This window comes from Pseudomonas sp. BLCC-B112 (assembly GCF_028550695.1).
Lineage (GTDB): Bacteria > Pseudomonadota > Gammaproteobacteria > Pseudomonadales > Pseudomonadaceae > Aquipseudomonas > Aquipseudomonas danubii.
On sequence record NZ_JAQQGK010000012.1, the window covers coordinates 160,861 to 187,506 of the forward strand.

At 68.6% G+C, this 26,646-nt stretch carries 2 protein-coding genes (1 of these 2 only partly in view); both read left to right on the forward strand.

Going from position 1 to position 26,646, the window contains the following annotated elements; genetic code table 11:
- Positions 1-13,116, forward strand: a complete 13,116-nt coding sequence (locus PQT43_RS27520) for a non-ribosomal peptide synthetase (protein WP_272755153.1) — start codon at positions 1-3, stop codon at positions 13,114-13,116.
- Positions 13,113-26,646, forward strand: the 5' portion of a protein-coding gene (locus PQT43_RS27525; protein ID WP_272755154.1) for a non-ribosomal peptide synthetase. It continues 1,190 nt past the right edge of the window; 13,534 of the gene's 14,724 nt are visible here — the first part of the coding sequence; the start codon lies at positions 13,113-13,115; the stop codon falls past the right edge of the window. Before PQT43_RS27520 ends, PQT43_RS27525 begins: the two co-directional genes overlap by 4 nt.

Consider the following 26,646-nt stretch of genomic DNA (forward strand, 5'->3'; position numbering starts at 1 on the left):
ATGCAGTTCAGCGAATTGATGGCCGTTCTTTCGACCCTCGCGATCCGTCTTCAACGGGACGGCGAGGATCTGCTGGTGCAGGGCGATGACGAGGCCCTGGACGACGCACTCTGGGACAGCCTGATCCAGCACAAGGCGCAGCTTCTGCAGCAGGTGAGCGAACAGGGCGGCCACTGGCTGAGCCCGGCCTTCAGGATCACCCCGGACATGCTGCCCCTGGTGTCACTGGAGCAGCCGGCCATCGACCGCATCGTCGCCGGCGTGCCAGGGGGCGCCGCCAATGTGCAGGACATCTACCCCCTGGCGCCGCTGCAGGAGGGCATGCTCTATCACTACCTGTCCGCGCCCCAGGGCGATCCCTATGTGCTCCAGGCGCATTTCGCCTTTGCCGACCGGCAACGGCTGCAGGCCTTTGCCGAGGCCTTGCAATGGGTGATCGAGCGCCACGACATCCTGCGTACCGCGATCGTCTGGGAAAGCCTCGATGAACCGCTGCAGGTGGTCCTGCGCCAAGCGCCGCTGCAGTGTGAAGCCCTACCGCTGGACGCCGCCGGGGGCGATGCCCTGGCCCAGTTGCAGCAGCGCTACGATTCCCGGCATTTCCGCCTGGACCTGCGCCAGGCGCCGCTGTTGCGCCTGGTGCACGCCGAGGACCCGATCAACTCGCGCCAGGTGGCGTTGCTGCTGTTCCATCACATGGCCCTGGACCACGCCGCCCTGGATGTGGTGCGCCAGGAAATCCAGGCCTGTCTGCTGGGCCAGCGCGAGCAGTTGCCGCTGCCGGTGCCGTTTCGCAACCACCTGGCCCAGGCCCGCCTGGGGCAGAGCGAGGAGCGCCACGCAGCCTTCTTCCGCGACATGCTCGGGGATATCGATGAGCCGACCCTGCCGTTCGGCCTGGGGGATGTGCAGGGCGCAACCGGCCGCATTGAAGAACACCGGCTGCCTCTGGATCGCCAGCTCAGCCAGCGCCTGCGCAGCCAGGCCCGGCAACTGGGGGTGAGTGTGGCAAGCCTGATGCACCTGGCCCTGGGCCGGGTCCTGGGCCAGCTGTCCGGGCGCGAGGCGGTGGTGTTCGGCACCGTGCTGCTGGGGCGCATGGAGGTGGGCGAGGGCGGTGAGCGGGCCCTGGGCATGTTCATCAACACCCTGCCGCTGCGGGTGGATGTGGGAGCGCAAAGCGTGCGCGCCGGGGTGCTGGCGACCCATGCTCGGCTGAGCGCCTTGCTGGCCCATGAGCACGCCTCCCTGGCCCTGGCCCAGCGTTGCAGCGCAGTCAGTGCGCCGACCCCGCTGTTCAGCGCCATGCTCAACTACCGCCACAGCCACCGGGCCGATGGCGACCAGGTCCAGGAGCTGGTGCCGGGCATCCAGGTACTGGGTGCCCAGGAGCGCACCAACTACCCGCTGACCGTCAACATCGACGATCTGGGCGAGGACCTGCAGATCACCGCCCTGGTGGACGCCAGCCTGGGTGCCGAGCGCATCAGCGGCTACCTGCTGACCACCCTGGAAAGCCTGGCCCTGGCCCTGCAGGCAAATTCCGAGGCGCCGTTGTACAGCCTGGAAATGCTCCCGGCCAGCGAGCGGCGTTACCTGCTGCAGGGCCTGAACACGCCCCTGGGGCAGTACCCCGACAGCCCGCTGATCCATCAGCAGGTGGAGGCCCAGGCCCGGGTCCAGCCCGAGGCGCCGGCGCTGCTTTTCCAGGCACAGCGCCTGAGTTACGGCGAGCTCAACCGCCGCGCCAATCAGGTGGCCCATCGCTTGCTGGCGCTGGGGGTGCGTGCGGACCAGCGCGTGGCGATCTGCGTCGAGCGCGGCCTGGAAATGATCATCGGCCTGCTGGGCATCCTCAAGGCCGGTGGCGCCTACGTGCCCATCGACCCGGCCTATCCCCGGGAACGCATCGCCTACACCCTGGAGGACAGCGCCCCGGTGGCACTGCTGGTGCAGGCCGATACCCAGGCCCTGGTGGCCGACCTGCGGGTGCCGCTGATCGACCTCGACAGCCGCACCCTGGCCCACGAGTCCCCGGACAACCCCGACGTGCCGGGGCTGACCCCGGCCAACCTGGCCTATGTGATCTACACCTCCGGCTCCACCGGCCTGCCCAAGGGCGTGATGGTGGAACACCGCAACGTCGCCCGGCTGTTTTCCGCCACCCGCGACTGGTTCGATTTCAACTGGCGCGACGTCTGGGCGCTGTTCCACTCCTTCGCCTTCGACTTCTCGGTGTGGGAGATCTGGGGCGCCCTGATCCATGGCGGCCAGTTGCTGGTGGTGCCCCAGGTCGTCAGCCGTTCCCCGCAAGCTTGCTACGCACTGCTGTGCGAGGCCCGGGTGAGCATCCTCAACCAGACTCCCAGTGCCTTCCGCTCGCTGATTGCGGCCCAGGACCAGAGCGGGCTCAAGCACTCCCTGCGCCAGGTGATCTTCGGCGGCGAAGCCCTGGAGCCGGGGATGCTCAAGCCCTGGTACGCCCGGCTGGAGAACGTCGGCACGCAACTGGTGAACATGTACGGCATCACCGAAACCACGGTGCACGTGACCTACCGGCCGTTGCAGGCGGCGGACGCGCAATGGGTGGGCAGCAGCCCCATCGGCCGACGGATTCCCGACCTGCAACTCTATGTGCTGGACGCCCGCCGCGAGCCCTTGCCCACGGGGGTGGTGGGGGAGCTGTATGTGGGGGGCGCCGGGGTGGCCCGGGGTTACCTCAACCGTGATCAACTCAACGCCGAGCGCTTCATCGCCGACCCCTTCAGCAATCGACCGGGGGCGCGGCTGTACAAGACCGGCGACCTGGCCCGCTGGCGCACCGATGGCAGCCTGGAGTACCTGGGGCGCAACGACGATCAGGTGAAGATTCGCGGTTTCCGCATCGAGCTGGGGGAGGTCCAGGCGCGGCTGGCGGCGTGCGACGGGGTGGGCGAGGCGGTGGTGATCGCCCGGGAACAGAGCCCGGGAGACAAGCGCCTGGTGGCCTATGTGATTCCCCGGCCGGGAGCGGCCCCGGGCGCCGCGCAACTGCGTGAGCAACTGCGCCAGAGCCTGGCGGAGTACATGCTGCCCAGTGCCTTCGTGCTGCTGCAGGCCTGGCCCCTGACCACCAACGGCAAGCTCGACCGCAAGGCCCTGCCGGCGCCGGACAGCGCCGCGCTGGCCCGACGCGACTATCAAGCGCCCCAGGGCGAGGTGGAGCAGGCCATCGCGAAGATCTGGCAGGAGTTGCTGCAAGTGCCCCAGGTCGGGCGCCAGGACCATTTCTTCGAGCTGGGCGGCCATTCGCTGCTGGCGGTCAAACTGATGGAGCGCATGCGCCAGGTGGATCTGTGCGCCGATGTGCGGGTGCTGTTCGGCCAGCCGACCCTGGCCGCCCTGGCGGCCGCCGTGGGTGGGCAGCGCGAGGTGCAGGTGCCGGCCAACCGGATCGCTGCCGATTGCCGGCGCATCACGCCAGAGCTGCTGCCCCTGGCGGACCTCGATCAAGCGGCCATCGACCGGGTGCTGGCCCAGGTGCCCGGTGGCGCGGCCAACGTTCAGGACATCTATGCCCTGGCTCCCTTGCAGGCGGGCATCCTGTATCACCACCTGAGCAGCACCGAGGGCGATCCCTATGTGCTCCAGGTGCAGTTCGAGTTCGCCAGCGACGACGTCTTGCAGACCTTTACCCTGGCCTTGCAGCAGGTGATCCAGCGCCACGACATTTTGCGCACCAGCGTGGTCTGGCAAGGCCTCGACGCGGCGGTGCAAGTGGTCTGGCGCCAGGCTCCCCTGGAGCTGGAAGTGCTGGAGCTGGACCCCGCCCGGGGGACGATCCTCGGGCAACTGCAGGCCGGTTTCGACCCTCGTCACTATCGCCTCGACCTGGGCCGGGCACCTTTGCTGCGCCTGGTCTGTGCCCGGGATGCTGACCCGCAGCGCTGGCTGGGCATTCTGTTGCTGCATCACCTGGCCCTGGACCACAGCTCCCTTGAGGTGCTGGTGCAAGAGATCAGTGCCGTGCTGCAAGGCCACGGCGCGCAGCTGTCGCCTGCCGTGCCTTACCGCAACTATGTGGCCCAGGCGCGCCTGGGGCTTGGCGAACCGGAACATCAGGCGTTCTTTCGCCAGATGCTGGGGGACATCGACGAGCCGACCCTGGCGTTCGGCCTGCAGGACGTCGATCGCGACGGCAGCGGCATCCGCGAGCAGCAACTGCGGCTGGAACCGGCACTGTGCCGGCGTTTGCGCCAGCAGGCGCGCAGCCTTGGCGTCAGTGTCGCCAGCCTGATGCACCTGGCCTGGGGCCGGGTCCTGGGACCGCTGTCCGGTCGCGACGACGTGGTGTTCGGCACCGTGCTGCTGGGCCGCATGCACGGCGGGGCGGGGGCCGACCGCGCCCTGGGCATGTTCATCAATACCTTGCCACTGCGGATCGGCCTGGGCCCCCAGGGCGTGGCAGAGGCCCTGGGCCATACCCATCAGCAACTGGCGCAACTGCTGGGGCATGAGCACGCCTCCCTGGCCCTGGCCCAGCGTTGCAGTGGCGTACCGGCGGCGCAGCCGCTGTTCAACAGCCTGCTCAACTACCGTCACAGCCCCCAGCAAGCCGCTGGGGACCAGGGGCCGGCGGCCTGGGACGGCATTCGCGTGCTGGCGTCCGAAGAGCGTAGCAACTACCCGCTGGCGCTGAACATCGACGATGACGGCGAGGGCTTGCGCCTGACCCTGCAGGCGGTGGCCCAGGTCAATGGCGAGCGGGTCTGCCGCTACATGGAATGCGTCCTGGAGCACCTGGCCCAGGCCCTGGAGCAGACGCCGGACATGGCCCTGCAACAGATCCCGCTGCTGCCCGCGGCCGAACGCCGGCAACTGCTGGTGGAATTCAATGCCACGGCCCGTGACTATCCGCGCGGACAGACCCTGCACCAACTGTTCGAAGCCCAGGCCCAGGCCCATCCGCAGCGGGTGGCGGCGGTGGAGGGCGATGCGCTGCTCAGCTACGCCGAACTCAATACCCGGGCCAACCAGCTGGCCCACCATCTGCTGGAGCTGGGGGTACAGCCCGGGGATCACCTGGCGATTCTGTTGCCACGCTCCCTGGACCTGTTGCTGAGCCAGTTGGCCATCAGCAAGTGCGCCGCGGCCTATGTGCCCCTGGATATCCATGCCCCGGCCCAGCGCCAGGGCTTCATGGTCAGCGACAGCCGCAGCGTGGTCTTGCTGACCCGCAGCGACGAGGTGCTGGATTGCCCGGCCCGGCGCGTGGACCTGGATCGCCTGCGGCTGAGTGCCTTGCCCACCCACAACCCGGACCTGCCCCAGTCCTCCGAGAGCGTGGCGTACATCATGTACACCTCCGGCTCCACCGGCACGCCCAAGGGGGTACGGGTGCCGCACCGGGCCATCAGCCGCTTGGTAATCAACAACGGCTATGCCGATTTCAATCCCGAGGATCGGGTGGTCTTCGCCTCCAACCCGGCCTTCGACGCCAGCACCATGGACGTCTGGGGGGCCTTGCTCAACGGCGGGCGGGTGCTGGTCATCGATCACCACATCCTGTTGGACCCGGTGCGTTTCGGCCAGGCCCTGAGCACCTTGGGGGCCACGGTGCTGTTCGTCACCACGGCGCTGTTCAACCAGTATGTGCAGCTGATTCCCGAGGCCCTCAAGGGCTTGCGGATTCTCCTCTGCGGCGGCGAGCGTGCCGACCCGGCGGCCTTCCGCCGGCTGTTGGCGCACGCGCCGCAACTGCGCCTGGTGCACTGCTATGGCCCCACCGAAACCACCACCTACGCCACCACCCATGAGGTCCGGCAATTGGCGGTCGACGCCGAGCACGTGGCCATCGGCCGGCCGATCTCCAATACCCGGGTGTATGTCCTGGATCAGCACCAGCAACCAGTGCCCCTGGGGGCTCAGGGCGAGATCGTCATCGGTGGCGATGGCGTGGCCCTGGGTTACCTCAACCGTCCCGAACTGAGCGCCGAGAAGTTCATCCGCGACCCTTTCAGCGACCAGCCACAGGCGCTGCTGTACCGCACCGGGGACCTGGGTCGCTGGCTGGACAACGGTGTGCTGGAGTGCCTGGGGCGCAACGACGATCAGGTGAAGATTCGCGGCCTGCGCATCGAACCGGGCGAGATCGAGGCGCGTTTGCTGAGCTGTCCCGGGGTCAAGGAAGGCGTGGTCCTGGCCCGCGAGGATGAGCCCGGGGACAAGCGCCTGGTGGCCTACTACAGCGTGCAGGCCGACACCCCTGAGCCGTCCGCCGAATCCCTGCGCCAGGCGCTGCAACAGCAACTGCCGGACTACATGGTGCCCCTGGCCTATGTGCGCCTCGATGCATTGCCCCTGACCAACAACGGCAAGCTGGACCGCAAGGCCCTGCCGGCGCCGGATCAGTCGGCCCTGCTCAGCCGTGGCTTCGTCGCCCCCGAGGGCGAGGTGGAGACGGCCCTGGCACGGATCTGGAGCGAACTGCTCAAGGTCGAGCGGGTCGGGCGTCACGATCATTTCTTCGAGCTGGGCGGGCACTCGCTGCTGGCGGTGAGCCTGATCGAGCGCATGCGCCAGATCGGCCTCAGCGCCGATGTGCGGGTGCTGTTTGGCCAGCCGACCCTGGCGGCCCTGGCCGCCGCGGTGGGCAGCGGTCGCGAGGTGCAGGTGCCGGCCAATCTGATCGGCGCCGATTGCCAGCGCATCACGCCCGAGCTGCTGCCGCTGATCGAACTGGACCAGCAGGCCATCGATCGGGTGGTGGCCAGCGTCCCCGGGGGCGTGGCCAATGTGCAGGACATCTACCCCCTGGCGCCGCTGCAGGAGGGCATTCTCTATCACCACCTGAGTGCCGAACAGGGCGATCCCTACCTGCTGCAATCGCGCCTGGCCTTCGACAGCCTGGAGCGTTTGCAGCGCTTTGCCGGGGCCATGCAACAGGTCATCCAGCGTCACGACATCCTGCGCACCGCGGTGCTCTGGGAGGGCTTGCCGCAGCCGCTGCAGGTGGTCTGGCGGCAGGCCGAACTGCAGGTTCTGGAGCAGGTCCTGGACCCGGCCGACGGCGATCTGCTCGAACAACTGCAGCAACGTTTCGACGCCCGCCACTGGCGCCTGGACCTGACCCGCGCGCCGCTGATCCGCCTGGTCTATGCCCGGGTCCCGGGGCAGTCGCGGGTGCTGGCGATCCTGCTGTTCCACCACCTGGCCCTGGATCACACCGCCATGGAGGTGATCGGCGAGGAAATGCGTGCGCTGCTGTTCAACCACCACGAGCGCCTGGGCACCCCGATGCCTTATCGCAACTACGTGGCCCAGGCTCGACTGGGCGCCGGTCAGGCGGAGCACGAGGGGTTCTTCCGGCAGATGCTCGGTGATATCGACGAGCCGACCCTGGCCTTTGCCGTGGAGGATGTGCAGGGCGATGGCCGGGATATCGAAGAGGCCCGGGTGCCTGTGCCCGACGCCCTGAGCCTGCGCCTGCGCGAGCAGGCGCGGCAGTTGGGGGTCAGTGCCGCGGCGTTGATGCACCTGGCCTGGGGCCTGGTCCTGGGGCAGGTCTCCAATCGCCGGCACGTGGTGTTCGGCACCGTGCTGATGGGGCGTATGCAGGGCGGTGAGGGCGCCGACCGGGCCCTGGGGGTGTTTATCAATACCTTGCCGCTGCGGGTGGATGTGGACGCCGGCAGCGTGCGGGCCGGGGTCCGTGCGACCCATGCCCGGCTCAGTGCCCTGCTGGCTCATGAACATGCGTCCCTGGCCCTGGCCCAGCGTTGCAGCGGGGTGCCGGCCAGCTCGCCGCTGTTCAGTGCCTTGCTCAACTACCGGCACAGCGTGGCGGACGCCGGACGCGGCGCTGGCCTGGATATCTGGCAGGGGATTGAGCTGCTGGGGGGCGAGGAGCGCAGCAACTATCCGCTGAGCCTGAGCGTCGACGACCTGGGCCAGGGCTTCAGCCTGTCGCTGCTGGCGCTGCCGGCGATGGGTGCACAGCGCATGGCCGGCTACATGCTCCAGGTGCTGGAGCAACTGACCGATGCCCTGGAATGGAGTCCGGACCTGGACCTGGTGCAGCTCTCGGTATTGCCGACGGCGGAGCGCCAGCAGTTGCTGGAAGGCTTCAACGCCAGCGCCGCCGACTATCCCCGTGGACAGACCCTGCACGGCCTGTTCGAGGCCCGGGTGCAGGCCGCGCCCGAGGCCGTGGCCCTGGTGCAAGGGCCATTGCGCCTGAGCTACCGGCAACTGAATCAGCGGGCCAATCAACTGGCCCGGCAACTGCTGGAGCTGGGGGCCGGCCCCGACGAGCGCGTGGCGCTGTGCCTGCCACGGGGGCCGCAACTGCTGACGGCCATGCTGGCGATTCTCAAGGCCGGAGCCAGCTATGTGCCCATCGACCCGAGCCATCCGCCGGAGCGCATCGCCTACCTGCTGCAGGACAGCGCGCCCCTGGCGGTGCTGGTGCAGGGCGCAACCCGCGAGCTGCCGGGCACGCCAGGCCTGGTGCGGATCGACCTGGACGGCTGCGTCTGGCAGCAGGCGCCCCTGGACAATCCCCAGGTGCCGGGGCTGACCCCGGCGCACCTGGCCTATGTGATCTACACCTCCGGTTCCACCGGCCAGCCCAAGGGCGTGATGGTGGAGCACCAGAGCCTGGAGAATCTGGTGCACTGGCACTGCGCGACCTTCGACCTGGGGCCGGGGCGCCACAGTTCCAGCGTCGCCGGCCTGGGTTTTGACGCCATGGCCTGGGAGGTCTGGCCGACCCTGTGCAGCGGCGCCACCTTGCACCTGCCACCGGCCGAGGTCGGCAGCCAGGACCTTGACGCCTTGCTCGGCTGGTGGCGGGCCCAGCCCCTGGATATCAGCTTCCTGCCGACCCCGGTGGCCGAGTACGCCTTCAGCCAGGGCCGGGGTCACCCGACCCTGAGCACCTTGCTGATCGGCGGCGACCGCCTGCGCCAGTTCCCGGCCGATCCGGGGTTTGCCGTGATCAACAACTACGGGCCCACCGAAGCCACGGTGGTGGCCACGTCCGGCCCAATATCAGTGGGCGGCTCCTTGCACATCGGCCGGCCCATGGCCAATGCGCGGATCTACCTGCTGGACGAACTGCAGCGCCCGGTGCCCCTGGGGGTAATCGGTGAGCTCTACGTAGGTGGCGCCGGGGTGGCCCGGGGTTACCTCAATCGCGACGCGCTGACGGCCGAGCGTTTCCTCGACGACCCGTTCTGCGCCGAGCCCCAGGCGCGCCTATATCGCACGGGCGACCTGGCCCGCTGGCGTGCCGACGGCAGCCTTGACTACCTGGGGCGCAACGACGATCAGGTCAAGGTCCGTGGCATGCGCATCGAGCCGGGCGAAATCGAGGCGGCGCTGCTGAGCCATCCGGCCCTCAAGGAAGCCCTGGTGCTGGTGCGCGAAGGGCGTTTGCTGGCGTACTTCACCGAGCATGCCGAGGTTTCCAACCAGGAGCTGGATCTCCAGGATTTGCGCGACCATCTGCAAGGCCGGCTGCCGGACTACATGCTGCCGGTGGCCTATGTGCGCTTGCTGGCGCTGCCCCTGACCGCCAACGGCAAGCTCGATCGCAAGGCGTTGCCACAACCGGATCAGGACGCCTGGCTGAGCCGCGAATTCGAAGCGCCCCAGGGCGAGGTGGAAAACGCCCTGGCGCAGATCTGGAGCGAGCTGCTGCAGGTGCAGCAGGTCGGGCGCCACGATCACTTCTTCGAGCTGGGCGGGCACTCGCTGCTGGCGGTGAGCCTGATCGAGCGCATGCGCCAGATCGGCCTTGGCGCCGATGTGCGAGTGCTGTTCAACCAGCCGACCCTGGCGGCCCTGGCCGCTGCGGTGGGCAGCGGTCGCGAGGTGCAGGTGCCGGCCAATCTGATCGGCGCCGATTGCCAGCGCATCACCCCCGAGCTGTTGCCGCTGATCGAACTGGATCAGGACGCCATCGAACGCGTCGTCGCCACGGTGCCGGGCGGGGTGGCCAACGTGCAGGACATCTACCCCCTGGCGCCATTGCAGGAGGGCATCCTCTATCACCACCTGAGCGCCCGCCAGGGTGATCCTTACCTGCTGCAATCCCATCTGGCCTTCGCCGACCGACAGCGCCTGGAAGACTTCACCCAGGCCTTGCAGCGCGTGGGCGAGCGCCACGACATCCTGCGCACCGCGGTGCTCTGGGAGGGCCTGAAACAGCCGCTGCAGGTGGTCTGGCGCCGGGCCCGGGTGGCGGTGGAGGAGGTCATCCTCGACCCGGCCGAGGGCGACATCCTTGAGCAGTTGCAGGCTCGCTTCGATGCCCGGCATTGGCGCCTGGAGCTGACCCAGGCGCCGTTGATGCGCCTGGTCCATGCCCAGGACCCGGTCCGGCAACGCACGGTGGCGATCCTGCTGTTCCATCACATCGTCCTGGACCACACCGCCCTGGAGGTGGTCCGCGAGGAAATCCAGGCCTGTCTGTTGGGGCAGGAGCCTGCCGGCACGGCGATTCCCTATCGCAACTATGTGGCCCAGGCCCGCCTGGGGGGCAGTCGCGAGGAGCATGAGGCGTTCTTCCGCGAGATGCTCGGGGACATCGACGAACCGACCCTGCCGTTCGGCCTGCAGGACGTGCAGGGCGACGGTGAGGCCATTGAAGAGTTGCAGCGGGCGCTGGACGCCGACCTGAGCGCGCGCCTGCGGGCCCAGGCGCGGCTGCTGGGGGTCAGTGCCGCGAGCCTGTTCCACCTGGCCTGGGCCCGGGTCCTGAGCGTCACCTCGGGCCAGGAGCGGGTGGTGTTCGGCACCGTGCTGCTGGGACGCCTGCAAGGCGGACTGGGGGCCGACCGGGCCCTGGGCATGTTCATCAACACCTTGCCGTTGCGGGTCGACCTGGACCACAGCGGCACCCGGGCGGCAGTCAAGGCGACCCATGCCCGGCTCAGCGCCTTGCTGGGGCACGAGCATGCCTCCCTGGCCCTGGCCCAGCGTTGCAGCGCCGTGGCCGCACCGCTGCCGCTGTTCAGCGCCATGCTCAACTACCGCCACGGCAGCGACGCAGCGCCGAGCCCAGCCATGCAACAGGCCTGGCAAGGCATCCAGACCCTGCGCAGCGAAGAGCGCACCAACTACCCCCTGAGCCTCAACGTCGATGACCTGGGCCAGGGCTTCCGGCTGACCGCCATGACCCTGGCGCGGATCGGCGCCGAGCGCATCTGCGGCTACATGGAGCAGGCCCTGCACGCCCTGGTGGACACCCTGGAGCAGGCGCCGCAGCGGCCCTTGCGCCAGGTGCCGATCCTGCCGCCGGAGGAGCGCCGGCAGTTGCTGCACGCCTGCAATGCCACGACCCGGGACTATCCGCTGGAGCAGACCCTGCACGGCTTGTTCGAGGCCCAGGTACTGCGCACTCCCGAGGCATTGGCGGTGCAGGCCGGTGAGCAGCGCCTGAGCTATCACCAGCTCAACCAGCGGGCCAACCAGTTGGCCGGGCACTTGCTGCAACTGGGGGTGGGGCCGGACAGTCGGGTGGCGATCTGTGTCGAGCGCGGCCTGGAAATGGTCATCGGCCTGCTGGCGATCCTCAAGGCCGGCGGCGCCTATGTGCCCATCGACCCGGCATACCCCGCAGAACGCATCGCCTACATGCTTGAGGACAGCGCGCCCCTGGCGGTGCTGGTGCAGGCTGGCGGCCGGCCCCTTCCGGGCGAGCTGAAAGTGCCTCTGGTGGAACTCGACCGCTGGGTCTGGAGCGAGGCGCCCCAGGCCAATCCGCAACACCCTGGACTGAGCCCGAGCCATCTGGCCTATGTGATCTACACCTCCGGTTCCACCGGCCAGCCCAAGGGCGCGATGAACGAGCACCGGGCAGTGGTCAACCGCCTGCTGTGGATGCAGGAGCAGTACCGCCTGACGGCCGATGACGCGGTGCTGCAGAAGACCCCCTTCAGCTTCGACGTTTCGGTCTGGGAGTTCTTCTGGCCGCTGTTCACTGGCGCACGGTTGGTGATGGCCCGCCCCGAAGGGCACAAGGACCCGGCCTACCTGCGCCAGGTGATCCGCGATGAAGGCATCAGTACCCTGCATTTCGTGCCGTCGATGCTCGATGTGTTCCTGGCCCATGGTCAGGAAGTGGAGGACCTCGGCCTGCGCCAGGTGATGTGCAGCGGCGAGGCCCTGCCGGGCAGCCTGGTGCGGCGCTTCAAACAGCAGCTGCCTCAGGTCGGCCTGTACAACCTCTACGGCCCCACCGAAGCGGCGGTAGACGTCACTGCCTGGGATTGCGCCGGACCGCTGCAGAGCACCCCGGACAACACCCCCATCGGCAAGCCTATCGCCAACACCCGCATCTACCTGCTGGACGGGCACATGCAGCCAGTGCCTCGGGGAGTGGTGGGCGAGTTGTACATCGGTGGGGTGCAGGTGGCCCGGGGTTACCTCAACCGTGAACAACTGACCGCCGAGCGCTTCCTCAAGGACCCGTTCAGTGAGGCGCCTGGAGCGCGCCTGTACCGCACTGGCGACCTGGGTCGCTATCGGGCCGACGGCGCTATCGAGTACCTGGGGCGCAACGACGATCAGGTGAAGATCCGCGGCCTGCGCATCGAGCTGGGGGAAATTCAGGCCCGCCTGACCCAGCTGGACGGGGTCAAGGAAGCGGTGGTGCTGGCCCGGGAAGATGTGCCCGGGGATCTGCGTCTGGTGGCCTACTACACCCGCCACGAAACGCACGGCCAACTGCCCATCGACAGCCTGCGGGCGCAGTTGCGCGAGCACCTGCCGGACTACATGGTGCCGGCCTTGTTCGTGCACCTGGAGGCGCTGCCCTTGAGCCCCAACGGCAAGCTGGCGCGCAAGGACCTGCCGGTTCCGGGGCGCGACGCGGCCCTGGTGCGCGAATACGAGGCGCCCATCGGAGACACGGAGATCACCCTGGCCCGGCTCTGGGCCGAGTTGCTCAATGTGGAGCGGGTGGGGCGCCACGATCACTTCTTTGAACTGGGCGGGCATTCGCTGCTGGCCGTGAGCCTGATCAGCCGGATGCGCGAAGAAGGCATGGAAGCCGATGTCAGGACGCTGTTCGAACAACCGACCCTGGCGGGCTACGCGGCAATGACCGAACGAATGGAGATCGTCCTGTGAGCGTGACCGAACTGTTGGCGACACTGAAGGAAAAAGACGTGCAACTGGTGCTCAAGGGCGAGCAACTGGTGGTCCAGGGCAACAAGCAGGCCTTGAGCGAACCGGCCCTGCTGGCCCGGCTGCGGGAATACAAACCGCAACTGATCGAGCTGATCAAGGCCGGGAAATACTCGGCCACCAAGGCCGGGCAGGTCCAGGTGCCGGCCAACGGCATCACCCCGGCGACCCGCCACATCACCCCGGACCTGCTGCCCCTGGCCGACCTCAGCCAGGAGGCCATCGAGCGCATTGTCGCCACGGTGCCGGGCGGGGTGGCCAACGTGCAGGACATCTACCCTCTGGCGCCGCTGCAGGAGGGGATTCTCTATCACCACGTCAGTGCCGTGCAGGGCGATCCCTATGTCATGCAGGCGCATTTTGCCTTCGCCAGCCGCGAGCGCCTGGAGGCCTTTGCCGAGGCCTTGCGCGGGGTCATTGCGCGCCACGATATCCTGCGCACCGCGGTGCTCTGGGATGGCCTGGAGCAGCCGATGCAGGTGGTCTGGCGCGAAGCCGCGCTGGTGCTCCAGGAGGTCGAGACCGACCCGGGCGCGGGCGACGTCATGGCCCAGTTGCATGGCCGTTTCGACGCCCGCCACTTTCGCCTGGACATCAGCCAGGCGCCGATGCTGCGCCTGGTGCATGCCTGGGACGCCGCCGGGCAGCGCATTGTCGCCATGTTGCTGTTCCATCACATGGCCCTGGATCACAGCGCCCTGGATGTGGTGCGCCATGAAATGCAGGCGTTGCTCATGGGCCAGGGCGAGCGCCTGGGGCCGGCCCTGGCGTTTCGCAACTACGTGGCCCAGGCCCGGCTGGGCACCCGCGAAGAGGAGCACGAGGCCTTCTTCCGGCAGATGCTCGGCGATATCGACGAACCGACCCTGGCGTTCGGCCTGCAGGATGTGCAGGGCGATGGGCGAGCCATCGAGGAAGCCAGCCTGACCCTGCCGGAGCCGTTGAGCCAGCACCTGCGGGCCCGGGCGCGGCAGGCCGGGGTCAGCGCCGCGAGCCTGTTCCACCTGGCCTGGGGCCGGGTGCTGGCGACCCTGGCGGGCAAGCGCAAGGTGGTGTTCGGCACGGTGCTGATGGGGCGCATGCAGGGCGCCGAGGCCACCGACCGGGCCCTGGGGATCTTCATCAACACCTTGCCGTTTCGCCTGGATGTGGACGAACGCCCCCTGGATGAGGCCCTCAAGGCCACCCATGCGCGCCTGACCACCTTGCTGCGCCATGAACACGCGGCCCTGGCCCTGGCCCAGCGCTGCAGTGGCGTGAGCGCGCCGACCCCGCTGTTCAGTGCCTTGCTCAACTACCGCCACAGCGGCGCCGCCGTCAGCACCGAGGCCCAGGCCGCCTGGGCCGGGATCAGCACCCTGCACTCCGAGGAGCGCACCAACTACCCCCTGACCCTGAGTGTCGACGACCTCGGCGCGGGCTTTGGCCTGACCTTGCTGGCCAGCACCCAGGTCGATTCGCGACCGATCCTCGACTACCTGCTGTGCACCCTGGAACACCTGGCCCAGGCCCTGGAACAGACGCCCGGGCTGGCCCTGGAACAGCTGCCGATCCTGTCCCGGGACCAGCGCCAGCAGTTGCTCGAAGGCTTCAACCACAGCGCCGTGGATTACCCCCGGGGCCAGACCATCCATGAGCGCATCCAGGCCCAGGCGGCCCGTACCCCTGAAGCGGTGGCCGCCTGGTACCAGGGCCGGGCCCTGAGCTACGCCCAGCTCAACCAGCAGGCCAATGTGCTGGCCCGGCAATTGCGCGAGCTGGGCGTGCAGCCCGACGACCGGGTGGCCATCGTCGCCCGGCGCGGCCTGGAGACCCTGGTGGGCTTGCTGGCCATCCTCAAGTCCGGGGCCTGCTATGTGCCGATCGATCCGACTCATCCCGCCGAGCGCCTGGACTACCTGCTGCAGGACAGCGGCCCGCGGGCGGTGCTGACCCAGGCCGATCTGCTGGGGCGCCTGCCGCGCGTGTCGGTGCCGGTGATCGAGCTCGACCCGCGTCTCTGGCAGGACTCGGCACAGGACAACCTTGAAGTGGCGGGGCTGACCCCGGCCCATCTGGCCTATGTGATCTACACCTCGGGCTCCACCGGCCTGCCCAAGGGGGTGATGGTGGAACACCGGACCCTGTGCAACCTGGTGGACTGGCACTGCCAGGCCTTCGACCTGCACGCCGGCAGCCACACGTCGAGCCTTGCCGGGTTCGGCTTCGACGCCATGGCCTGGGAGGTTTGGCCGGCCTTGTGCGTCGGCGCCACCCTGCACCTGGCACCGGCCCATGAGGGTAGCGAGGACGTGGATGCCTTGCTCGCCTGGTGGCGTTCCCAGCCCCTGGAGGTGAGCTTCCTGCCGACCCCGGTGGCCGAGTACGCCTTCAGCCAGGAACTGCAACATCCGACCCTGCGCAGCCTGTTGATCGGCGGCGACCGCCTGCGCCAGTTCAGTCATCAGCAGCCCTTTGCCCTGATCAACAACTACGGCCCCACCGAAGCCACGGTGGTGGCAACGTCCGGCCCGATAGCGGCGGGCGGCTCCCTGGACATCGGCCGGCCCATCGCCAACGCGCGGATCTACCTGCTCGATGAGTTGCAGCGGCCGGTGCCCATCGGCGTGGCCGGCGAACTCTATGTGGGCGGCGCCGGGGTGGCCCGGGGTTACCTCAATCGCGACGAGCTGACGGCCGAGCGTTTCCTCGACGATCCCTTCAGCGACCAGCCCGGGGCGCGCATGTACCGCAGCGGTGACCTGGCCCGCTGGCTGGCGGACGGGCGCATCGAGTACCTGGGGCGCAACGACGACCAGGTGAAAATCCGTGGCGTGCGCATCGAACTGGGGGAAATCGAGAGCCGCCTCAACCCGTTCCCCGGGATCAAGGAAGCGGTGGTGCTGGTCCGCGAAGACCAGCCGGGCAACCCGCGGCTGGTGGCCTATTTCACTGCGCACGAGGGGGCTGCTGCGCTATCGGTGGCGGACCTGCGGGCCCACTTGCTGGCGCAACTGCCGGACTCCATGGTGCCGATGGCCTATTTGCAGCTCGACGCCTTGCCCCTCACCGCCAACGGCAAGCTGGACCGCAAGGCGCTGCCGGCGCCGGATCAGGCGGCCTTGATCAGCCGCGAGTACCAGGCCCCTCGGGGGCCCACCGAAACCACCCTGGCGGATATCTGGCAAGAAGTGCTGCACTTGCCGCGAGTCGGGCGCCACGACCACTTTTTCGAACTGGGCGGCCACTCTCTGCTGGCCATGCGCATGGTGTCCCAGGTGCGTCAGCGCCTGGGGGTGGAACTGGCCCTGGGCGAGCTGTTCGCCAATGCTGAACTCTGCGCGGTGGCGGCGGTGCTCGACCGGGCCGGCCGCAGCCAGTTGCCGGAGATCTTCCCGGCGTCCCAGGACCATGACCTGCCACTGTCCTTCGCCCAGCAACGCCTGTGGTTCCTGGCGCAGATGGACGGCGCCGGCAGTGCCTACAACATCCCCATCGGCCTGGGCCTGCGCGGGCGCCTGGATCGCCCGGCGCTGCAACAGGCGCTGCAGGCCATCGTCGCTCGGCACGCCACCTTGCGCAGCCGCTTTGTCCTGGGTGAAGACCAACCCCAGGTGCTGATCGGTGCCATCGAAGAGGCCCTGGAACTGGGGTTCGAAGACCTGCGGGACGCACCCCGGAACCTGGCCGAACGGGTACGGGCCGAGGCGGCCCAGGCCTTCGACCTGGAACGCGGGCCAGTGATCCGCGGGCGCTTGCTGGCCCTGGCGGACGATCATCATGTGCTGCTGCTGACCCTGCACCACATCGTCGCCGACGGCTGGTCCATGGGGGTGCTGACCCGGGAACTGGTGGCCCTGTACCAAGCCTTCAGCCAGGGCCGCCCGGACCCGCTGCCGCCGCTGGCGGTGCAGTACAGCGACTTTGCCCTGTGGCAGCGCCGCTGGCTCAGTGGCGAGGTGCTGCAGCAGCAGGGCGACTACTGGCGCCAGACCCTGGCCGATGCCCCGACCTTGCTGACGCTGCCCTACGACCGGCCACGGCCGCCGCACCAGGACTTCAGCGGTGGCAGCGTCGAGATCCTCCTCGATGGGCCGCTGAGCGCCCAGCTCAAGCGCCTCAGCCAGCGCCATGGCTGCACCCTGTACACGACCCTGCTGGCGGCCTGGGGCTTGCTGTTGGGGCGCCTCTCGGGACAGACCGATCTGCTGATCGGCATTCCGGTGGCCAACCGCATGCGCGCCGAGGTGGAAGGGCTGATCGGCCTGTTCGTCAACACCCTGGCCTTGCGCCTGGACCTGGACGCCGAGCAGAGCGTTGCTGCCTTGCTGGCCCAGGTCCGCGCCCGCAGCTTCGCCGCCCAGGCCCATCAGGACCTGCCCTTCGAACAAGTGGTGGAGATCGTCCGGCCCCAGCGCAGCCTGTCCCACAGCCCGCTGTTCCAGGTGGTGCTGACCTGGCTCGACGATTTCGCCCAGGACCTGGTGCTCGATGAGCTGACGCTCGAAGGCGTGGCCGGGGCCACTCAGGTGGCCAAGTTCGACCTGACCCTGAGCCTGGGAGAAAGCCAGGGGCAGGTCCGTGGCGCCCTGGACTACGCCACCGCCTTGTTCGATGCAGCGACCGTGCAGCGTTACGTCGGCTATCTGGTGCAGGTACTGCAGGCCATGGTGGCGGACGATCAGCAACGGCTGGCCCAGGTGCAACTGCTAGAGGAGGGCGAGCGTCGACAACTGCTGGAGGCCTTCAACGCCAGTACGCAGGACTACCCCAGGGGCATGACCCTGCACCAGCGCTTCGAGGTACATGCCAGGCAGCAAGCCGACGCCACGGCGCTGCAGGCCGGTGAGCAGAGCCTGAGCTACCAGCAGTTGAATACCCGGGCCAATCAACTGGCCCACCATCTGTGCGGGCTGGGTGTGGGCCCGGATAGCCGGGTGGCGATCTGTGCACCGCGAGGCCTGGAGCTGGCCGTCGGTCTGCTGGCAATCGTCAAGGCCGGTGGCGCTTACGTGCCCATCGATCCGAGCCATCCGCCGGAGCGTATCGCCTACCTGTTGCAGGACAGCGCACCGCTGGCCGTGCTGGTGCAGGGGGCAACCCGGGCCCTGGTGGGTGATCCGCCGGGTGCGGTGATCGATCTGCAGCAGCCGGACTGGCAGCAGCAGTCCTTGGCCAACCCCCAGGTGCCCGGGCTGTGCAGCGAGCATCTGGCCTATGTGATCTACACCTCCGGTTCCAGCGGATTGCCCAAGGGGGTGATGGTGGCACACGCCACCCTGGAGAACCTGGTGGACTGGCACTGCCAGGCGTTCGACCTGGGCCCGGGGCGCCATGCTTCCTGTGTCGCCGGCCTGAGCTTCGATGCCATGGCCTGGGAGTTCTGGCCGACCCTGTGCGCGGGCGCGACCCTGCACCTGCCGCCGGCCAGTATCGGTCACCAGGACCTCGACCAACTGCTGCAGTGGTGGCGCGCCCAGCCCCTGGACCTGAGCTTCCTGCCCACGCCCGTGGCGGAATACGCCTTCAGCCAGTCGCTCGGGCATCCGACGCTGCGCACCCTGTTGATCGGTGGCGACCGCCTGCGGCAGTTCAGCCAGCCGCAGAGTTTTGCCGTGATCAACAACTACGGCCCCACCGAAGCCACGGTGGTGGCGACTTCCGGGCTGATGGAAGCCGGCGGGCCCCTGGACATCGGCCGACCCATCGCCAACGCGCGGATCTACCTGCTTGATGAGTTGCAGCGGCCGGTGCCCATCGGCGTGGCCGGTGAACTCTATGTGGGCGGCGCCGGGGTGGCCCGGGGTTACTTCAATCGCCACGAGCTGACGGCCGAGCGTTTCCTCGACGATCCTTTCAGCGACCAGCCCGGGGCACGCATGTACCGCAGCGGCGATCTGGCTCGCTGGCGGGCGGACGGGCGCATCGAGTACCTGGGGCGCAACGATGACCAGGTGAAGATCCGTGGCGTGCGCATCGAACTGGGGGAGATCGAGAGCTGCCTCAAGCGGCTGCCCGGGATCAAGGAAGCGCTGGTGCTGGCCCGGGAGGATCGACCGGGACAGACCCGCCTGGTGGCCTATTTCACCGCGACCGGCGCCGTGGCATTGACCCCTTCGGCGTTGCGCAGCCAATTGCTTGGGCGCTTGCCCGAGTACATGGTGCCGGCGGCCTACGTGGGCCTGGAGGCGCTGCCGTTGACCGCCAACGGCAAGCTGGATCGGCGGGCGCTGCCCCGGCCCGAGCTCGATGCACTGCTGACCCAGGACTACGTGGCTCCCCAGGGCGCCAGCGAGATCGCCCTGGCCGAGATCTGGAGCGAGCTGCTGCAGGTGCAGCAGGTGGGACGCCACGACCACTTCTTCGAACTGGGCGGGCATTCGCTGCTGGCCATGCGCATGCTGTCCCAGGTGCGCCAGCGCCTGGGGGTGGAGCTGGCCCTGGCCGAGCTGTTCGCCAATGCCCGGCTCAGCGCCGTGGCCGAGGCCCTGGAACGGGCCGAGCGCAGCAGCCTGCCGGACCTGCTGCCGGCGCCGCGCAATCAGCCGTTGCCCTTGTCCTTCGCCCAGCAGCGCCTATGGTTCCTGGCGCAGATGGAGGGGGCCAACACCGCCTACAACATTCCCATTGGCCTGCGCTTGCGCGGGCAGTTGGATGGCGATGCCCTGCAACGGGCCCTGGAGCGTATCGTCGCGCGCCATGAAACCCTGCGCAGCCGCTTTGCTCAGTACGCTGATGAAGCCGAGGTGCTGATCGCGCCCGTGGAGGCGGGGCTGGGCCTGCTGCTGGAAAACCTGCGGGGCCATCCTCAGGCCGACAAAGCCTTGCAGGCCCTGGTGCAAGGAGAAGCCTCGGCGCCCTTCGACCTGCAGCGCGGGCCGCTGATCCGTGGGCGCCTGATCAGCCTGGCGGATGATCATCACGTGTTGCTGCTGACCCTGCACCATATCGTCAGCGATGGCTGGTCCATGGGCGTGCTGACCCGGGAACTGGTGGCGCTGTACGCCGCCTTCAGCCGCGGCCTGCCCGATCCGCTGCCGCCCTTGGCGGTGCAATACAGCGACTTCGCCCACTGGCAGCGGCGCTGGCTCAGCGGCGCGGTGCTGGAGCAGCAGGCGCAGTACTGGCGCCAGGCCCTGGAGGGCGCGCCGCCCTTGCTGATGCTGCCCGGCGACCGACCACGGCCGGCCCACCAGGACTACGCCGGCAGCAGCGTCGAAGTCCGCCTCGATGCTGCCCTGACGGCCGGGCTGCGAGCCTTGAGCCAGCGCCATGGCACCACCTTGTACATGACCCTGATGGCGGCCTGGGGACTGCTGCTGGGGCGGCTGTCCGGGCAGGCCGAAGTGGTGATCGGCACCCCGGTGGCCAACCGCATGCGCGCCGAAGTCGAAGGGCTGATCGGCCTGTTCGTCAACACCCTGGCCCTGCGCCTGGACCTGGGCGCCGCGCCGCGAGTGGAGGCCTTGCTGGCCCAGGTCAAGGCCCGGACCCTGGAGGCCCAGGCCCATCAGCACCTGCCGTTCGAGCAGGTGGTGGAAATCCTGCGTCCGGTGCGCAGCCTGTCCCACAGCCCGCTGTTCCAGACCCTGCTGACCTGGCAGAACGGCGACGGGCCGCAACTGGTGCTGGGGGACCTGCGCCTGGAAGCCATTCACGAGGCCAGCCACTTCGCCAAGTTCGACTTGTCCCTGAGCCTGGGGGAGGTGCAGGACCGGATCGAAGGCAGCCTGGAGTACGCCACGGCGCTGTTCGATGGGTCGACCATGAGACGGTATGTCGGTTACCTGAAGCAGGTGTTGCAGGCCATGGTGACGGACGACCAGATGCTGCTGGAGCAGGTGCCGCTGCTGGACGCCGCCGAACGTCGGCAACTGCTGCACGGCGTCAACGCCACCGCTCGCGACTACCCCCTGGAACAGACCCTGCACGGCTTGTTCGAGGCCCAGGTACTGCGCACCCCCGAGGCACTGGCGGTGCAGGCCGGTGAGCAGCGCCTGAGCTATCGCCAGCTCAACCAGCGGGCCAACCAGTTGGCCGGGCACCTACTGCAACTGGGGGTGGGGCCGGACAGTCGGGTGGCGATCTGTGTCGAGCGCGGGCTGGAAATGGTCATCGGCCTGCTGGCGATCCTCAAGGCTGGCGGCGCCTACGTGCCCATCGACCCGGCATACCCCGCAGAACGCATCGCCTACATGCTTGAGGACAGCGCGCCCCAGGCGCTGCTGGTGCAGGGTGCCACCCGGGCACTGCCGGGCAGCCCGACCGTGCCCCGGGTGGACCTGGACCAGCCACTCTGGGCGCGCCAGCCCCGGGTCAATCCCCGGGTCAACGGGCTGACCCCCGGGCACCTGGCCTATGTGATCTACACCTCCGGTTCCACCGGCCAGCCCAAGGGCGCGATGAACGAGCACCGGGCGGTGGTCAACCGCCTGCTGTGGATGCAAGAGCAGTACCGCCTGACGGCCGATGACGCGGTGCTGCAGAAGACCCCCTTCAGCTTCGACGTTTCGGTCTGGGAGTTCTTCTGGCCGCTGTTCACTGGCGCACGGCTGGTGATGGCCCGCCCGGAAGGGCACAAGGACCCGGCCTACCTGCGCCAGGTGATCCGCGATGAAGGCATCAGTACCCTGCACTTCGTGCCGTCGATGCTCGATGTGTTCCTGGCCTATGGCGATACCCGGGATTGCAGCGGCCTGCGCCAGGTGATGTGCAGCGGCGAGGCCCTGCCGGGCAGCCTGGTGCGGCGCTTCAAGCAGCAGTTGCCCACGGTCGGCCTGTACAACCTCTACGGCCCCACCGAAGCGGCGGTGGACGTCACCGCCTGGGATTGCGCCGGGCCATTGCACAGCACCCCGGACAACACCCCCATCGGCAAGCCCATCGCCAACACCCGCATCTACCTGCTGGACGGGCAGATGCAACCGGTGCCTCGGGGAGTGGTGGGCGAGTTGTACATCGGCGGTGTACAGGTGGCCCGGGGTTACCTCAACCGTGAACAACTGACTGCCGAGCGCTTCCTCAAGGACCCGTTCAGCGAGGCCCCCGGGGCGCGCCTGTACCGCACCGGCGACCTGGGTCGCTATCGGGCCGACGGCGCTATCGAGTACCTGGGGCGCAACGACGATCAGGTGAAAATCCGCGGCCTGCGCATCGAGCTGGGGGAAATCCAGGCCCGCCTGACCCAGCTGGACGGGGTCAAGGAAGCGGTGGTCCTGGCCCGGGAAGACGTGCCCGGGGATCTGCGTCTGGTGGCCTACTACACCTGCGCCGCCGGGCGTCCGGCCCTGGCGGTGGAACAGCTGCGCCAGGCGTTGCTGGAACACCTGCCGGACTACATGGTGCCGGCCTTGTTCGTGCACCTGGAAGCGCTGCCCTTGAGCCCCAACGGCAAGTTGGCGCGCAAGGACCTGCCGGCCCCGGGGTTGGCGGCGGCCAGTGTGCGCGAGTACGAGGCGCCGGTGGGTGAGGTGGAGATCCTCCTGGCCGGGCTCTGGGCCGAGCTGCTCAATGTCGAGCGGGTGGGGCGCCAGGATCACTTCTTCGAACTGGGCGGGCATTCGTTGCTGGCGGTGAGCCTGATCGGCCGCATGCGTCGGGCCGGGCTCTCGGCGGATGTGCGGGTGCTGTTCGGCCAGCCGACCCTGGCGGCCCTGGCCGCCGCCGTGGGGCGTGGCCGTGAAGTGCAGGTGCCGGACAACCTGATCTACCGCGACTGCCCGCGCATCACCCCCGAGCTGCTGCCGTTGCTGACGCTGGATCAGGCGGCCATTGACCGGGTGGTGGCCACGGTGCCGGGCGGCACCGCCAACGTCCAGGACATCTACCCCCTGGCGCCGTTGCAGGCCGGCATCCTGTTTCACCATCTGGCCGCCGGCCAGGGCGATCCCTATGTGTTGCAGGCGCAGTTTGCCTTCGACACGGCCCAGCGCTTGCAGACCTTCGTCCGGGCCTTGCAGGGGGTGATCGAACGCAACGACATCCTGCGCAGCGCCGTGCTCTGGGAAGGGCTGGAAGAGCCGCTGCAAGTGGTCTGGCGCCAGGCGCCTCTGGAGGGCGATGAAATCGTCCTCGACCCGGGCCAGGGCGACATCCTCGGCCAGTTGCAGGCGCGCTTCGACAGTACGCGCTATCGCCTGGACATTGCCCGGGCGCCGCTGTTGCGCCTGGTCTACGCCCGGGACCCGGTCAACCAGCGGCTGGTGGCGCTGTTGCTGTTCCATCACCTGGTGATGGACCACGTGGCCCTGGAAGTGCTGCAGCATGAACTGCAGGCCTTCCTCCTTGGCCAGCAGCAACGGCTGGGTGACCCGGTGCCCTATCGCAACTACGTGGCCCAGGCCCGACTGGGCATCGGTGAGGCCGAACATGAAGCCTTCTTCCGCGAGATGCTCGGCGATATCCGGCAACCGACCCTGCCCCTGGGCTTGCAGGACGTGCAGGGCGCCAGCGCGCCGCTCAACGAGGCGCGCCAACCCTTGGACCGCCTGCTGAGCCGGCGCCTGCGCTTGCAGGCGCGGCAGCTGGGGGTCAGCGCCGCGAGCCTGATGCACCTGGCCTGGGGCCGGGTCCTGGGCTGCCTGGCCAACCAGCAGCAGGTGGTGTTCGGCACCGTGCTGCTGGGACGGATGCAGGGCGGCGAGGGCGCCGAACGGGCCCTGGGGGTGTTCATCAACACCTTGCCGCTGCGGGTGGACCTGGGGGACCTGCCGGTGCGCCATGCGCTGCTGGCCACCCATGAACGCCTGGCGCAACTGCTGGGCCATGAACAGGCGCCCTTGGCCCTGGTGCAGCGTTGCAGCGCGGTGGAGGCGGGTACACCGCTGTTCAGCAGCCTGCTCAACTACCGCCACAGCGCGCCGTCGGCCGGGCTGCTTGGGCAAGCCGACGCTGCCTGGGAGGGCATGCAGTTGCTCAATGCCCAGGAGCGCAGCAACTACCCCCTGACCCTGAGCATCGACGACCTGGGGGATGGCTTTATGCTCACCGCCGTGGTGGCGGGCATTGATGCCCAGCGCATTTGCCACTACCTGCACGAGGCCCTGGACAACCTGTTGCAGGCCTTGGAGCAGACGCCCGATCTGGCCATCGGCCAAGTGCCGGTGTTGCCGGCTGCCGAGCGCCAGCAGGTGCTGGTGAACTTCAACGCCACCGCCCGCGACTATCCACGCCAGCAGACCCTGGATCAGCGTTTCGAGGAACAGGTGCAGGCCCGTCCCCAGCAGGTGGCGGCGGTCCATGGCGAGCAAGTGCTCAGCTACGCCCGGCTCAATACCCGGGCCAATCAGCTGGCCCATCACTTGCTGGGGCTGGGGGTGCAGCCCGGGGACAGGGTGGCGCTGCTGTTGCCACGCTCCCTGGATCTTTTGCTGGCGCAGTTGGCGGCCAGCAAGTGCGGCGCGGCCTACGTGCCGCTGGACATCAACGCCCCCGCCGAACGCCAGGTGTTCATGCTCCAGGACAGCGGCGCCAGGGTGCTGCTGGCGCACTCGGCGCAGGCCCTGGAGGGGGCGCTGCCGGGGGCACAGTTACTGCGGGTGGACCTGGATCGCCTGCGCCTGGACCGGCTGCCGGGGCACAACCCGGCCCTGGCCCAGTCCTCCGAGGCGGTGGCCTACATCATGTACACCTCCGGCTCCACGGGCGTGCCCAAGGGCGTACTGGTGCCGCACCGGGCCATCACCCGGTTGGTGATCAACAACGGCTACGCCGATTTCAACCCCGGGGACCGGGTGGCCTTTGCCTCCAACCCGGCCTTCGACGCCAGCACCCTGGACGTCTGGGGGCCCTTGCTCAACGGCGGCCGGGTCGTGGTGGTGGACCAGCAGACGCTGCTGGACCCCAAGGCCTTCGCCGAGTTGCTGAAGGCCTCGGGTGCCACGCTGCTGTTTCTCACCACCAGCTTGTTCAACCAGTACGTGCAGCTGATGCCCCAGGCGTTCAGCGGCCTGCGCATGCTCCTGTGCGGCGGTGAACGGGCCGACCCGGTGGCCTTCCGGCGGATGCAGGCCGAGGTGCCCGGCCTGCGTCTGGTCAATGGCTACGGACCGACGGAAACCACCACCTTTGCCGTGACCCATGAGCCCGGGGCACTGGCGGCCGACGCCGACAGCGTGCCCATCGGCCGGCCGCTGTCCAACACCTGCGTGTACATCCTCGATGCCCAGGGCCAGCCGCTGCCCATCGGCGTAGTGGGGGAGATCTACATCGGCGGCCAGGGCGTGGCCAACGGCTACTTGAATCGCCCTGAACTGAGCGCCGAGAAGTTCCTCCCCGATCCCTTCTGCAGCGCGGCCGCCAACCCTGGCTCCGAACCCCTGATGTACCGCACCGGCGACCTTGGGCGCTGGCAGGAGAACGGCCTGCTGGAGTACCTGGGGCGCAACGATCAGCAGGTGAAGATCCGTGGCTTTCGTATCGAACCGGGGGAAATCGAGGTGCGGCTGGCGAGCTTCCCCGGACTGCGCGATGGCGTGGTCCTGGTGCGCGAGGAGGCGCCCGGGGACTTGCGTCTGGTGGCCTACTACACCCTGCAGGCCCAGGCGCCGGAGCCGGCCGTCGAAGCCTTGCGCAACCACCTGCTGGCGCAACTGCCGGAGTACATGGTGCCTCAGGCCTACGTGCGTCTGCCGGCACTGCCCCTGACCAACAACGGCAAACTGGACCGCAACGCGCTGCCGGCGCCGACCCCCGCGGCGCAGGTCACGGCCTGTTTTGAAGCGGCGCAGACGCCTCTGGAGCAGACCCTGGCGGCCCATTGGGCGCAGGTGCTGAAACAGGAGCAAGTGGGGCGCCACGAGCATTTCTTCGAACACGGCGGGCATTCGCTGCTGGCGATCCAGTTGGTCAACCGCCTGCAACAGGCCGGGCTCGACGTGAGCCTGGCGCAGTTGTTCCAGCACCCCAGCGTGGCCGCCATGGCGCGTTTGCTGGAGGCGCGCCCGGCGACCCCGCAACAGGCCCCCGAGTGGGTCACGGTGCGCAACGGCAGTGGCCCGGCGCTGTTCCTGGTGCACGAGTTCACCGGCCTGGATGCCTACTTCCCGGCGCTGGGGCAGCACCTGGAAGGGGATTTCCCCATCTATGGCCTGCCGGGCGTGGCCCTCGGCCAGCCGCAGTTGCGCACCCTGGAGTGCCTGGCCACCCGCTTGCTGGAGGTCATGCGCCGGGTCCAGCCCGAAGGGCCGTATCGCCTGGCAGGCTGGTCCTTCGGTGGGGTGCTGGCCTATGAGATCGCCCAGCAGTTGCTGGGGCAGGATCAGCAGGTGGCGTTCCTCGGCTTGATCGACAGCTACGTGCCGCGCCTGACCGACCAGGGCAAGGCGCGCTGGTCCGCAAGCGATCCCCGCAAGCAGCACCTGCTGTTGCAGTGCAGCGCCTACTGGAGCGCCCAGGGCCCGGCGGGCGTGCAACCGCTGGCGCTCGTCGAACAGCTGCGCCAGGCCCTGGACCGCCTGGACTTCCCCGAGCTGCTGCAACGCTGCCGGGAACAGG

What these genes read in the sequence shown, in the direction of transcription:
- PQT43_RS27520 (WP_272755153.1), top strand. Translation starts at nt 1, where the DNA reads ATGCAGTTCAGCGAATTGATGGCCGTTCTTTCGACCCTCGCGATCCGT.